Genomic DNA, 13281 nt, shown 5'->3' on the forward strand with positions numbered 1-13281 from the left:
TGGCTTACGCTGCGGGCTTTTTATATGCCGCGAAGGCTAAACTAGTCTGGCCGGATGACTCTCTTCTATCCGGTCCGGTCGCTCCCGTCCCGGTCCCGTTCGTAGCGTCTCGTTCCGGGAAAATCCGGAAGCCAGCTTTCGCGGCGCACGGTCCAGAGCTCGTAGGTCGGCTTGAGCTGGTTTGGTGTATCGAGTGAGCCGAGATTGATTTCGATCTCGTCCCCTGTCCGGGAGAAGACGGACGAGCCGCAACGCGGGCAGAAGAACCGCCCCTCATGGCTTGCCGGCTCGCCGTCAATGGTCACGGTCGTCGCGGGGAAGATCGCGGAGGCATGGAACAGGGCGCCGTGATGCTTGCGGCAATCCATGCAGTGGCAGACACCGACGCGATAAGGCTCTCCCACTGCCGTGAAGCGAACCGATCCGCAGAGGCAGCCGCCGGTCAATCGATCCATGTCATGTGCCTCCTCGCGTGCTCTTGCGTTTCCGGGGAACAGATGACGCGAGCCCCATGTCTTCAGGCATGATCGGCATTGCCCACGAAGGGTTTTGCCGCAAGTCTCTCCGGAATGGACACATGGCTGCAGGCTGCGAGAACATGGGCGGGAGCGATAAAACGCGACGTCTTCGCACTGTGGATCGCCGCGCGCGATCCGCGAACGCCCCTGGCTGCCAAGCTCGTCGCGGGCGCCGTCGCGGCCTATGCCTTCTCGCCCATCGATCTTGTTCCTGATTTTGTCCCCATTCTCGGCTTGCTCGATGACCTCCTGATCGTCCCGCTCGGGGTCATGCTTGCGGTTCGCCTCATCCCCGCACCGCTTTTGGCCGAATTTCGGGACAAAGCCCTTCGTCGCAAGGACAGACCCACGAGCCGAGGCGGGCTGGTGACGGTCGTTCTGATCTGGATTGCTATCTCGGTCCTGATCGGGTGGCTGTTCTGGTCACGGCTCACCGACAGATGATCTTCGACCACGGGGCTGCGCTGCGCGGGCGATGATGCCACCGCACACGCCTGCCGCTTCCATCCCGCGGCACCTTGCGCTAACGAGGCGCAAGGACCGGCCGGGACCATCCGGCACCATATTCTCACAGGAGTTGGCCGCGTGAGCGACACCCTCGAAACCGATCTTATCGCAGCGATCGAGGCTGCGGAGGATGAAACTGCCCTCGAGACGATCCGGATTGCCGAGCTGGGCAAGAAGGGTCGCATCTCCGAGATGATGAAGAGTCTCGGGAAGATGAGCCCCGAGGAGCGAAAGAGCGAAGGCCCGCGCCTCAACGGTTTGCGCGACCGGGTGCAGGGCGCGATCACCGCGCGGCGCGAGGCGCTTGCGGATGTGGCGATCGCGCGCCGACTCGCTTCCGAGCGGGTCGATGTGACGCTCCCCGTCCGCCCTTCTCCGGCTGCCCGCGGGCGCATCCATCCGATCAGCCAGGTGATCGACGAGATCACGGCGATCTGCGCCGATATGGGTTTCTCGATCGCCGAGGGGCCGGACATCGAGACCGACTACTACAACTTCACGGCGCTGAACTTCCCCGAAGGCCACCCGGCGCGCGAGATGCACGACACCTTCTTCCTCCAGCCGGACGAAAATGGCGAACGCAAGGTGCTGCGCACCCATACCTCGCCGGTGCAGATCCGGACGATGGAGAACCAGAAGCCGCCGATCCGAATCGTCATTCCGGGCAAGACCTACCGGCAGGATTCCGATGCCACCCATTCGCCGATGTTCCATCAGCTGGAGGGTCTTGTCGTCGACAAGTCGGCCAATATCGCGAACCTGAAATGGGTTCTGCGGGAGTTCTGCAAGGCTTTCTTCGAGGTGGACGACCTGAAGATGCGCTTCCGGCCGTCCTTCTTCCCGTTCACCGAGCCGTCCATGGAGGTCGACATCCAGTGCGACCGCTCCAAACCCGGCGAGGTGCGGTTCGGCGAAGGCGACGACTGGATGGAGATCCTCGGCTGCGGCATGGTCCATCCGAACGTCTTGCGCGCCGGCGGGCTCGATCCGGACGTCTATCAGGGCTTTGCCTGGGGCATGGGTATCGACCGCATCGCCATGCTGAAATACGGCATGCCGGATCTGCGGGCCTTCTTCGATTCCGACGTGCGCTGGATCGAGCATTACGGCTTCCGCCCGCTCGATGTCCCGACCCTGTTCGGCGGCTTGAGCCAGTAATCGCTTAAAGGTTCTGACCCTTTCTGCGACAGCCTGATGCCGATGGACCCCTTGAAAGCACTGCTTTCGAAGTCCGTCGGCACGATGATGAACGGGCTCGCCGTTTTGAGCGAGATGCGACAGGCCCTGATCGACATCTCACTGTCAATTTTTGTTCTTGCGCATGATGCGAGCCGGGACGTCATGCAACGTTCCGGAGCGACTTTCACCTTATGTCATCGGACAATTCGGTGCCTTCGAAGCGCCGGGTGAAACGCGTGAACCGCCGTTCCAAAGATGCAGCGCGGAACCAGGATATGGCCGCAGCAAGACCGTTTTCGACCCCTGACCAGGAGGCTGCCCTTTGAGCGAAGCGCCCGACGATCGCGATGTTCCGCCGAAGGAAACGGGCCTTCGCCATCTCCTGCATTCGGCGCGCTACTCCTTCGCCGGGTTTTTGCGGCTCACGCGCGAAGCAGCGTTCAGGCAGGAACTTGCCGCCTTCGCCGCAGTCATGATCTGGCATCTCGTCTTCGGATCGCCGCTCTGGCTGTTTCTCGCTCAGGGCGTTGCAGCACTGCTGCTGTTCGCGGTGGAGGCGCTCAACACAGCCCTCGAAGAGCTTCTCGATCACGTCTCGCCGGAGTTCAGCACGACAGCGAAACACGGCAAGGATCTCGGCTCCTTCGCGGTGGCCTGCCTCTTGATCGCCAACGCGCTCGTCGCTTTCGCGGTTTTCGTCAACTGATCGGCAAGGTGCTCCGGGGGGTGGGTCACCGCACTTGCTTGCGTCACCGTCCTGTCCGAACGATACTCCGCGAAAGCCGGCCCAGAAGGGCCGCGCATCATCGGAAAACATCACATGGATCTTCTCGGCGTATCTCCCGGCCTCATCGCGATCGTCGTCCTCGTCATCATCGCGGTCTTCGTCCTGTCGTCGGTGATCAAGATCGTGCCTCAGGGCTATAACTGGACCATCGAGAATTTCGGCCGTTACACGCGGACGCTGACGCCGGGCCTCAGCCTTCTCGTCCCTTTCATCGAGCGTGTCGGGCACAAGATGAACATGATGGAACAGGTGCTCGACGTGCCCACCCAGGAGGTGATCACACGCGACAACGCATCCGTTGCGGCCGACGGGGTCGCCTTCTATCAGATCCTCGACGCAAGGGCCGCGGCCTACGAGGTGTCCGGCCTCGAATATGCGATCCTCAATCTCGTCATGACGAATCTGCGCTCGGTCATGGGTTCGATGGATCTCGACGACCTCCTGTCGAACCGCGACTCGATCTCCGAGCGCATATTGCGGGTGGTGGACGATGCCTCTCACAGCTGGGGCATCAAGATCACGCGGATCGAGATCAAGGACATCAATCCGCCGAAGAACCTCGTCGATGCCATGGCGCGCCAGATGATGGCAGAGCGCGAGAAGCGCGCCGAGATCCTCGAGGCGGAGGGTGAAAAGAGCGCCGCGATCCTGAGGGCGGAGGGCGCCAAGCAGTCGGCCATCCTGAAGGCCGAGGGCCAGCGCGATGCGGCTTTCCGTGATGCCGAGGCGCGCGAGCGACAGGCCGAGGCCGAAGCTGCGGCGACCCGGATGGTGTCCGAGGCGATCGCAGCCGGGGACGTCCAGGCCATCAACTATTTCGTCGCGCAGAAGTATACCGAAGCGCTCGCGCAGATCGCCTCCGCGCCGAACCAGCGGGTCGTCCTCATGCCGCTGGAGGCTTCGTCGCTGATGGGCTCGATTGCCGGCATATCGGAACTGGCGCGGGCAAGCTTCGGCGATCTTCCAGCGGCACAGACTTCGGCGCCCGAGCCGGCGAGAACGCGTCCTAACCGGACAAGCCGTCCGAGCGGGCCACAGGCCGGCCCGCCGGAATTCACCACCCGCTCGAACTGGGACGGCAACGGAGGCTGAACCGATGCTCGAATCCTTCGAGCCGGAACATTGGTGGTGGATTGCGGGCTTCGTGCTTCTGGCGCTGGAGCTCGCCTCCCCCGGTGTCTACTTCCTGTTCTTCGGCCTTGCGGCCCTCGTCGTCGGCACCAATGCGTTTCTTCTGCCCGAAAGCGTTTTCGGGATCAGTCAGCAGCTGATCGCGTTCGCGACGGTCAGCGCGGCGGCGATCTATCTCGGCGGGCGTTGGTATCGATCGAGCCGGGGCAAGGGAGGCGATGTGCCCGAGAACCCGGCGCGGCGTCTGATCGGGCGCGAGACGATCCTCTCCGAGGCGATCACCTCGGGGCGCGGCCGCGCCAAGATCGGCGACAGCTGGTGGACGGTCGAGGGACCTGACCTGCCGCAAGGCACGCGCGTTCGCGTTCGCGATGCCTCGTCGAGCATTCTGCAGGTGGACCCGGTCGAAGTCGCAAGACCGCCCGGCGCTGACTGATACCGGCGGACGCATGAAAGCGCCCTTTCACAGAAAGCATCGGCATATCGAGCGGCGCAGTGAGCGGTTTTGAAATCTATGATCGGGAACAACGACCGGACGGATCTCGTATAATGCCGTGTCCGGCTGGTTAAGCCGAGAACCCTATCGAAGCCCCAAGCGGCGCAGACACGTTTGCAAATCCGTTATCGCGAAGCGATCCAACGAATTTCGTATGACAGAATGCTGCGCAGCCGATATGATGTCAGGACAAGTCCCTGTTTTTATGGGACCCTCAGTATCGGATCGAAACGTTGAAGGCCGATTTTCGGGCCGTCCGATGCCAAATCATCAGACAGGAGCCGAGAGACTCAAGGTTTCGATCTCGGGTCAGGTGCTTCAGAGAAAGCGGATCGCTATGTTTCTGGACGAAAAGAACGAGTGGCATCCACCTGAACCTGCCAGACAGCCCCCAAGGCCGTCGCTTTCGCGCTCCGACAAGGCCGTGTTGGGGGTCGTCGTCTTCAATGTCCTGCTGTTGTGTTTCGCGCCGATGGGCCTCGTGCTCGTGCCCATGGCCATTGATGCCGCACTCGCAGCCTTCGGGGGCTGATACCGGCGGACCTTTGAAACCATCGGTTTCATGGGTCGTCGGCAGCCCGAGCGGCGTTTGAGCCGTTTGCCGGGCGTGGATTGACCCGACGGGTCAATTCATTCGTCCGGCGGTATGAGAAACGCTATGGTTCTCGTTCGGGCTCGAAGGCTCGGGGTTAAAAGCGGCCGCTTCTAACCCGCGAGCGCTCCCCCGAGGAGGCCGATACCGACGAGCGTCAGGGCAAGGGCGCCGGCGATTTCGAGGCTCCGCCCGACGATTGCGGCAAAGCGTGTCTTCCGGCCGATCCGTTCCAGCCCGCCGCGACCGAGCACCGTCACCGTCGCGATCACCGAAACGGTCGTCGCCGTGCCGATCGACATGGCAAAGACGGAGAGGACTCCGCCGGCGTAAAGCTCGTTCAGCAGCGCGAAGGTGAGAACGACGATCGCGCCCGTGCACGGCCGAAGCCCGACCGCGAAGACCGCGGCAAGGCCGGACCGCAAGGTCAGCGGCTGTGAGACCGTATCGGGCGCAGGCATGTGCGCGCGGCCGCAGTCGCAGTCTCCCGGGCTTTCCACACATACCGTGCCGCTGTCGAAGCCTTCGGCCGCTGCAAAGCTTGAAGAACCGGACGACGCTGGGCGATCCGGCTCGCGCCAATCGGCCGTGCCTGCATTGGAAAAGGCGAGGGAAAGACCGGGTGCGGGCTCGCGTTTCACAAGGCGCTGGATCGGCGCAAAGCCGCGCCGTGCAAGCGATGCGGCGAACGGATCGCGGGCGAGCTTCCGGACGGCCTTTAAGAGAAGATAGAGCCCGACCAGCAGGACAAGGACATAGGAGGCGATCTCCGCGCTGTTCGTCGCATCCGTCATCGAAACGTCGGTGCCGCGAAGCAGATACCACCCGATGCCGACGACGATGACCGCCGTCAGGCCCTGAACGGTGGAGGACACGAAAGACAGGAGGATGCCGCGCTTCAGCTGCGCCCGGCTCGCCAGCATATAGGCCGAAATGACCGCCTTGCCGTGGCCCGGCCCCGCCGCATGGAAGACGCCATAGGCGAGCGACAGGCCGACGAGATAGACGAGCGCGCCGTCTTCGCTTTTCAGGCCGACCAGCGCGTGGCGAAGCGCGGAGAAGAAGTCGCGCTGCCAGATGGCGATCTGGGTGAAGACGCCGGAAAAGAGGCCGTCGCCGACCGGCGCCGTGGTATCGGCCGTGCCGATGCCGAGGGAGGATCTCGCAGACGCATCGGCGACGATGACGAGCGCGGCGAGACATCCGCCGCCGAGAACGCGCAGAAATGGATTGGGTCTCAACTCTGGGCTCCGCAGCTGGCTTCGAGACGTGTTGCCATGACATCGGCGAACTGGCTGCCCTCCTCGCCGACTTCTTCGTCCGGCGCGAGATTGGCAATGCTGTCCATCCATTGCTGGGCGGCGGCGTCTTCGTCGGGCACGTTGAGGGTCTTTCGGCAGCCGTCCGGCAGGCCGATCAGCTTGAAGGCGTCGACATCCTTGAAGTCGAAGGCGACGAAGAAGCTTTCGTCGAAATTGGACACCTTGATCGGCTGGGTCCTCAGATCGATCGTTTCGGCGACCGGCATCTCGAAGAAGAGAATGAGCTGGCCGTCCTCGAACAGCGCGTGGATCTTGTCCGGTTCGGTGAACTTCACGTCGCGGTCGCCGAGTTCGGCGAAGGTGTAATAGCCCCATTCGGCGATGGAGCGGCGGATCGTCTCGCCCACGGCATCGAGTTCTTCCGGGTCGAGCGTGCCGTTGGCATTGGCGTCGAAATCGAAGACGACCGAGGACGAGAAGAGTTCGTCCATGCGCCAGACATTGCGGAGCGCGGTGAATTGGCCCGCGTCGTTTCCGACGATCTCGACATTGGATTCGACGAAGACGTGGGGATGGGCGAGCGCAGGCGCGGCACCGAGCGAAGCGGCAAGGCCCGAAACCGCTAGAGCCGTCAGTCGCGAAAGTGCTCCCATCGATCCCCCGATCGTCTGCAAATGATCCCCATCCGACGTGCTGTGCCGGAAAAGAATGGCCGAAGTTTGGGGGACGACATTCGAATTGGGCCGATGGAATCGCGATAAACCCCGGCGGATCGCTCCGCCGGGGTTTATCGTGTTGGATGTGTCACGCGTCCTGCAGGTGGACGAGACCATTCATCAGGCCTTCCGCGCCGTTGTGGATCGTCAGACGTTCCACACGGCCCGCGATCGTCTCCAGCTCTTCAAGCTCCTTCAGCCTCAGCATGACCGGGTTTTCCGCCATGACCTTGGCCGTGTTGAGCAGCGAGCGCGTGGCGTTCGTTTCCTCACGCCGGCGGATGACGTTGGCTTCCGCCTCCTTCTCCGCCGCGACGACACGGTTGAGGATCGCGCGCATTTCGCCGGGCAGGATCACATCCTTCAGCGAAATAGCGGCCACCTCGATACCGATCGCAGTCATGGCGGTGCGAACTTCGGCCGTCAGCTCCTCGTCGAGCGCGCTCTTGCGCTCGAGAAGTGCGTCCAGCGTCTCGCCGCCGAGCATGCGCCGAAACGCCTGCTGCAGCGCGCCGTAGAGCGCCTGTCCGAAATCCGGCACCATCGTCACCGCGAGCACCGGATCGGTGACCCGGTATTGAGCGGCGATGTTGACCCGCACCGACACCTTGTCCCGCGTCAGGATTTCCTGCCCCGAGACTTCGAGCGGCATCAGCCGAAGATCGACGAGCTTCAGGCGAACCTGCCGGCCCGGCGTCCAGTAGGCATGGGCGCCGGGCGAAAGCCGGTGCGCCAGCGCCCCATCGACGAACAGAAGGCCGGCATGGCCTTCCGGCACATCCGCCATGGTGACGAACGCGATGGCGCTCCGTCCGGCCATGGCGAGCCGCCGCATCAGCTTCGGCTGGATGGCCGGCATCTGCGAGACGTCGATGGGCGTCGCGGTCCACGGGCCTGCCGCGGTCCAGACGATCCGGCGCGTATCGGGGCCCATCACGCCCGCGACCATGCCGTCCCGTTCGATGATGGCGACCTCGTGCGCATCGGTCCGAAAGACGGTGAGATGACGCGAAGCTTCGTCCGGCAGGCGGTCGAAGAGCACGCTCTCGTAGCGCGACTTGAAGTCGAGCGCCGTGATGTCATGCCAATCGAATTCGACGCGATCGCTTGCAGAAAGCACAAAGTGCCGACCGGGCGTCAGGATCGCTTCGAGCTGTCCGTTCTCGAAGTAGAGCGCGCGCTGGTTCTCCATCACCGTCACGCGCCTGCGGCCAATCAGCCGCTGAAATAGCGTCTTCAACATGTCTCTCACCTTCCGTCGCAACCTATGTCACGCGGCCTCCTTTCGTTTTTTCGTTTGGCCCCGAAGGGCCGGTTTCATCGGCTCGCGCAGCGAACCGAATTGCGTCCCGCGGCAGGTCGCGAGGGCGGGCGTCTTCATCGAAGCTCGCGAAAATCGTTCGGAACACCGAAGGATGGACATGACGCGCGGCGGAACCGGCGGCGAGAGGACGCGAGCGGCGCGAAAGGCGGCTTGGCAGCGTTCGAAAACACTGCCTTGCGGCGCAATGCGCGGCCCGGCCATCGCCGGCGTTCGGCCTCTGCGACCATGGCGTCCGGCATTTCGGGCGGGGCCCATCTCCCTTGGAGCTGAGCCCGTTCCGTCCTGCCTTTCGCAAACCATCCTTCGGGTCCTTGATGAAAGACCGCGTTGCAGGCGGCTGGCGTCGTAAGCCAGTGCTGAGTTTCACGTTAGCGTTTTGGAGCGGGAGTCGAACCCGCGACAGACGAATTAAAGGTTCGTTACTCTACCCACTGAGCTATCCAGTGCTCGGAAAAACGAGACCCTGATGCTTGCGTCCCGGCACATGTCCGGCGCACTCACCTGGCGGGCAATTTCCGAATCCGGTCCTCCGGGGATGTCGGCCGTACACGAAAAAAGCGCAGAGCGCCCCCGCGCGGGCGGGCCATGAAGAGGCCCGAACCGTTGCCACCCACCCCCGATCCGACGACCGGGAGAGCGCCTATAAGCCGGCTTTCCGCGAGCTGCAACCCGCAGAAGTAAAATTTTCTGCAATTGCTCTAAAAAGACCGCCGGTGAGCGCCGCATCGCTCAGCGGAGGACGCGCACCTCGGCGCCCACATGGACGCGCTCGAAGAGATCCTTCACATCGGCGTTCCGCATGCGGAAGCAGCCCGCCGAGGCCGCGCTGCCGATGGAGCGCGGCTTGTTCGTTCCGTGGATGCGATAGGCGCCCCAGCCGAGATTGATGGCGCGCTCGCCAAGCGGATTGCTCGGCCCCGGTCCGATCGACTGGGGAAGGCGCGGATTTCTTTCCCGCATGGACGGCGTCGGGATCCAGGTGGGCGCGCGGCGCTTGCGCGAGACCCAGCTCTTGCCGAACCACTGTTCGCTCGGCTTGCCGACCGCGATCTCGTAGACCATGGCTTTGCCGGGCGCCGTGACGAGATAGAGCTTGCGCTCCGACGTCTTGACAATGATCGTTCCGGGATCGGCCTCCGCCTGGAAGGCGATCTCCGGTCGCGCCTCGAGCGTGTCGATCGCCGCATGCGTAGGCGTCGAAAGGACAAGGGCGAGAGTTGATATAAGGGCGAGGCGAGGCAGCTTGATCATGGCCGCATCCCTATCAAGCTTGCGTGGAACTTGTGTTAATCGACGGGCACCTCGAAGCACCGTTCGTCGAGGAAAATCGCGCTCGTGACGATTCCGCATCAATCGGCGTCGGGTGCGGCCCGATGCTCGCCCGCTCGGAACATGATACCCTCGCGGGTCATTCCTCTGTGACCGTCAGCTAGAAAAGGCCGCCCCTTGATGAATCCGCGCTCGCTTGCCCTCGAAGTCATTGCCGTTCTGTCGGGCACGATCATCGGCAAACTCGTCTTCGATGCGGTGTCGGCGCTCTTCTTCGACGAGAGCTTCTTCGATCTCTTCGTGTCGCCGGGCCGCTGGATCGTGGCTCTTGCGACGGTGATCATCTTTTCGCTCATCTATCGCAAGCTTCCCACGACGCCGGCCGCGCTTGCGAGCATTCTTGCCGGAACGATCATCACATGGGTGTTTTTCGGCCTCGCCTTTGCGAACAACCAGTCGACCCTGGTGCTCATCTTCATGACGCTGCTGTTTTCGGCGGTCGCACTTCTCACTTATCGCTTCGTTCACGCCAATGCAGCGGTCCGGCAGGTGGCAAGCGATATGACGGGCTCGGCCGATAGCGGTTCGCTGCATCATCGCGATCGCGCACACGATAAGCGCGCACACGATAAGGATGCCGGGGCAGGCGATGTCTCTCGCTCCAAGGATTGAAGAGGGCGGGCTGAAACGCTCTGGCGTCTTGCTTCTGTTTAGTCCCCTGTTCTAGTGCGTAAGCGTCGCCGACGCCGTAGGGTTCGAGGCAGGCGCCGACATCGTCCCGATCGTCCTGAACCAGGTGATCTTCCAAAAGCGGCGGCGCTTGACCCATCGACCCGTCTCGTCGCGACACGTCCTGCGCGGTAAAGCTGCGCGCCGAATTCATTCTGTGGGATCAGACCCGATGAAGTTCACCCTGTCCTGGCTGAAGGATCATCTTCAGACCGATGCAACGCTGGAAGAGATCTGCGAGCGCCTGACGGCGATCGGTCTCGAGGTCGAACATGTCGACGATCGCGCGGTGTTCAACGCATTCCGGATCGCAAGGGTCGTTTCCGCCGAGCCGCATCCCGATGCCGACATGCTGCGCGTCCTCATGGTCGATGCGGGCCCCGAGGTGAACGACGGCAAGCCGCTCCAGGTGGTCTGCGGTGCGCCGAATGCACGCGAAGGACTGGTCGGCGTTCTTGGCCGGCCGGGCGACTATGTGCCGGGCCTCGACACGACCCTCGGCGTCGGCAAGATCCGCGGCGTGGAAAGCTTCGGCATGATGTGTTCGGAGCGCGAGCTCGAGCTTTCCGAAGAGCATGACGGCATCATCGACCTGCCTGCGGACGCGCCGGTGGGCGCGCGCTATGCCGATTATGCCGAACTCGCCGACCCTGTGATCGAGATCAATCTGACGCCCAACCATCCCGATGCGATGGGTGTCGCCGGGATCGCGCGCGATCTCGCCGCCTCCGGTCTCGGCACCGTGAAAACCCCGCCGATCGAGCGGATCGAAGGTTCGGGCGCTTGTCCCGTCTCTGTCAGCGTGGAAACCGAGGTTTGTCGCGGCTTTGCTCTTCGTAAGGTTTCGGGCGTTGCGAACGGCGCCTCGCCGGACTGGATGCAGAAACGGCTGAAGGCGATCGGCCTTCGCCCGATCAACGCCCTCGTCGACATCACGAATTACGTTACCTTCGATCGCGCCCGGCCGCTGCATGTGTTCGACGCTAAGAAGGTGCAGGGCAATCTCACCGTTCGACAGGCACGGGCGAGTGAGAAATTGCTGGCGCTCGACGAGCGCACCTATGAGCTTGACGAGACCGTCTGCGTTATCGCCGACGAAAACGGCGTGGAGTCGATTGCCGGCATCATGGGCGGCGAAGCCTCCGGCTGCGACGAGACGACCACCGAGGTGCTGATCGAATCCGCCTTGTGGGACCCGCTTGCGACGGCGCGCACCGGCCGCTCCCTCGGCATCGTCACGGATGCGCGCTATCGCTTCGAGCGCGGTGTCGATCCGGCCGAGATGGAAACGGGCCTTGATCTCGCGACCAAGCTTGTTCTCGACATCTGCGGCGGCGAAGCCTCCGAACGTGTCGTCGAGGCCGTCGCGCCGGTCGCAATGCCGATGATCGCCTTCCCCTATACCGAAGTGCGCCGCCTGACGGGGCTCGAAGTCGAGCCCGAGCGCCAGCGCGCCATTCTCGAAGCCCTCGGCTTTGATGTCGAGGCCGGCGACGATGACGGACAGATCCTGGTGAGCGTGCCGACATGGCGCCCGGATGTCGACGGCAAGGCCGATCTCGTGGAAGAGGTGATGCGGATCGTGGGCGTCGACGAGATCGCGCCGCAGCCCCTGCCTGCCACCGGGTCCGTCAACACCCGCATCCTCACCCTGGCGCAGACCCGCGACCGGGCCGCACGCAGGGCACTTGCTGCGCGCGGCATGGTGGAGGCTGTCAATTACAGCTTCATCCCGCGCGATCATGCCGAAGCCTTTGGTGGCGGCCATAACGCGCTGAGACTGACCAATCCGATCTCGGCGGATATGTCCGACATGCGGCCCTCCCTGCTGCCGGGCCTAATTTCGGCGGCCGCGCGCAATGCCGCGCGCGGCTACGGCGACACGGCGATCTTCGAAGTGGCCGGGACCTATCGGGGCGATACGCCCGGCGATCAGAAACGGGTCGCCGGCGGTTTGCGCCGAGGAACGGCCGGTCTCGAAGGGCCCGGGCGGGACTGGAACGGCGCGGCCGATGCCGTTTCGATCTACGACGCGAAGGCCGATGCCCTTGCCGTTCTGGAGGCAGCGGGTGCGCCCGTCGACCGGCTGATGATCGATCGCGAGACCAGCGAATGGTATCATCCCGGCCGGTCCGGGCGGTTGAAGCTCGGTCCCAAGGTGGTTCTGGCGGAATTCGGCGAATTCCATCCGAAGGTTTTGAAAAAGCTGGGCGCTGCCGGGCCCCATTGCGGCTTCGAGGTGTTTCTCGACGCACTTCCGGCGCAAAAGCGCAAGGCGACCCGTACCAAGCCGATTCTCAACATTTCGACACTGCAGCCGGTGCGACGGGATTTCGCCTTCGTCGTCGGGAACGATGTAGAGGCCGAAGCGATCGTCAAGGCGGCAGGCGGGGCCGACAAGACGCTGATCAACGAAGTCCGGGTCTTCGATATCTTCACCGGTGGCGCGCTCGGCGAGGGCAAGAAATCGGTCGCGATCGAGGTCGCGCTTCAGCCGGTGGAGCGCACGCTGACCGAAGAAGACCTTGAGGCGGTGTCGAACAAGATCGTCGCCAATGTCGAAAAGGCGACCGGCGGCACGCTGCGCTCCTGATTGAAGGGAATATCCGTGGCGCGCTCCGGTAACGGGCGGGCCACGTGATGGCTTTGCGCGGAAGGCGGCGTCCGGTTCGCCTGATTGCTTCAGGTCTTCCGCGTGCCACAACAAGACGCGATCCGAAACGCCATGCGATCGCCGCCGTTTATGCATTATACCGGCGGACCTTTGAAAC

Annotated in this window: 13 protein-coding genes and 1 tRNA gene; 8 read left to right on the plus strand and 6 right to left on the minus strand. The window is 63.3% G+C overall.

All coding sequences use genetic code 11. The features are described from left to right. Window positions 1-65: 65 nt before the first annotated feature. Entirely contained in the window at window positions 66-455 is a 390-nt protein-coding gene (locus ABDX79_RS14905; protein WP_346221096.1) for a GFA family protein, read from the minus strand. A gap of 114 nt (window positions 456-569) precedes the next feature. On the opposite strand from ABDX79_RS14905, the gene ABDX79_RS14910 reads away from it, so the two are divergent. From ABDX79_RS14910 to ABDX79_RS14935, 6 genes are all read left to right on the plus strand, one after another. Beyond that, window positions 570-962, plus strand: a complete 393-nt coding sequence (locus ABDX79_RS14910) for a YkvA family protein (RefSeq protein ID WP_346221097.1) — start codon at window positions 570-572, stop codon at window positions 960-962. Window positions 963-1103: 141 nt separating this feature from the next. Then, window positions 1104-2183, plus strand: coding sequence for a phenylalanine--tRNA ligase subunit alpha (gene pheS, locus ABDX79_RS14915; protein WP_346221098.1), 1080 nt, complete (start codon window positions 1104-1106; stop codon window positions 2181-2183). A 343-nt stretch (window positions 2184-2526) separates the two neighbouring features. After that, window positions 2527-2910 carry a diacylglycerol kinase gene (locus tag ABDX79_RS14920; protein WP_346221099.1) on the plus strand — a complete coding sequence of 128 codons (384 nt, stop codon included), beginning with the start codon at window positions 2527-2529 and terminating at the stop codon, window positions 2908-2910. Between the two features lie 114 nt (window positions 2911-3024). Continuing rightward, window positions 3025-4083: an SPFH domain-containing protein gene (locus ABDX79_RS14925; protein ID WP_346221100.1), complete on the plus strand. Its 1059-nt coding sequence runs from the start codon at window positions 3025-3027 to the stop codon at window positions 4081-4083. 4 nt (window positions 4084-4087) lie between these two features. Further along, on the plus strand, window positions 4088-4558 hold the full coding sequence (locus ABDX79_RS14930; protein ID WP_346221101.1) for an NfeD family protein: 471 nt from the start codon (window positions 4088-4090) through the stop codon (window positions 4556-4558). Between the two features lie 397 nt (window positions 4559-4955). Further along, window positions 4956-5150 (plus strand): hypothetical protein, encoded by a 195-nt coding sequence (locus ABDX79_RS14935; protein WP_346221102.1) that lies wholly within the window; start codon window positions 4956-4958, stop codon window positions 5148-5150. Between the two features lie 173 nt (window positions 5151-5323). Here the strand turns inward: ABDX79_RS14935 and ABDX79_RS14940 are convergent, their stop codons facing one another. The 5 genes from ABDX79_RS14940 to ABDX79_RS14960 form a co-directional block, all read right to left on the minus strand. Further along, a complete protein-coding gene (locus ABDX79_RS14940; protein WP_346221103.1) occupies window positions 5324-6451 on the minus strand; it encodes a nickel/cobalt transporter in 1128 nt (375 codons plus the stop codon). Beyond that, window positions 6448-7146, minus strand: a complete 699-nt coding sequence (locus ABDX79_RS14945; RefSeq protein WP_346221104.1) for a DUF1007 family protein — start codon at window positions 7144-7146, stop codon at window positions 6448-6450. The genes ABDX79_RS14940 and ABDX79_RS14945 overlap by 4 nt, the downstream gene beginning before the upstream one ends. Before the next feature lie 130 nt (window positions 7147-7276). Continuing rightward, window positions 7277-8431: a slipin family protein gene (locus ABDX79_RS14950; protein WP_346221105.1), complete on the minus strand. Its 1155-nt coding sequence runs from the start codon at window positions 8429-8431 to the stop codon at window positions 7277-7279. 458 nt (window positions 8432-8889) lie between these two features. Next, window positions 8890-8954: transfer RNA gene (locus tag ABDX79_RS14955), tRNA-Lys, on the minus strand. A gap of 287 nt (window positions 8955-9241) precedes the next feature. Continuing rightward, window positions 9242-9763, minus strand: coding sequence for a L,D-transpeptidase (locus ABDX79_RS14960; protein ID WP_346221106.1), 522 nt, complete (start codon window positions 9761-9763; stop codon window positions 9242-9244). Window positions 9764-9958: 195 nt separating this feature from the next. Between ABDX79_RS14960 and ABDX79_RS14965 the strand changes: the two genes are divergently transcribed. After that, the gene (locus tag ABDX79_RS14965) at window positions 9959-10453 is read left to right on the plus strand and encodes a hypothetical protein (RefSeq protein WP_346221107.1); all 495 of its coding nucleotides are present in this window, start codon (window positions 9959-9961) and stop codon (window positions 10451-10453) included. A 229-nt stretch (window positions 10454-10682) separates the two neighbouring features. Next, on the plus strand, window positions 10683-13103 hold the full coding sequence (gene pheT / locus ABDX79_RS14970) for a phenylalanine--tRNA ligase subunit beta (protein ID WP_346221108.1): 2421 nt from the start codon (window positions 10683-10685) through the stop codon (window positions 13101-13103). Window positions 13104-13281: the final 178 nt, after the last annotated feature.

Source organism: Fulvimarina fulva, from assembly GCF_039652615.1.
Classification (GTDB): domain Bacteria; phylum Pseudomonadota; class Alphaproteobacteria; order Rhizobiales; family Rhizobiaceae; genus Fulvimarina.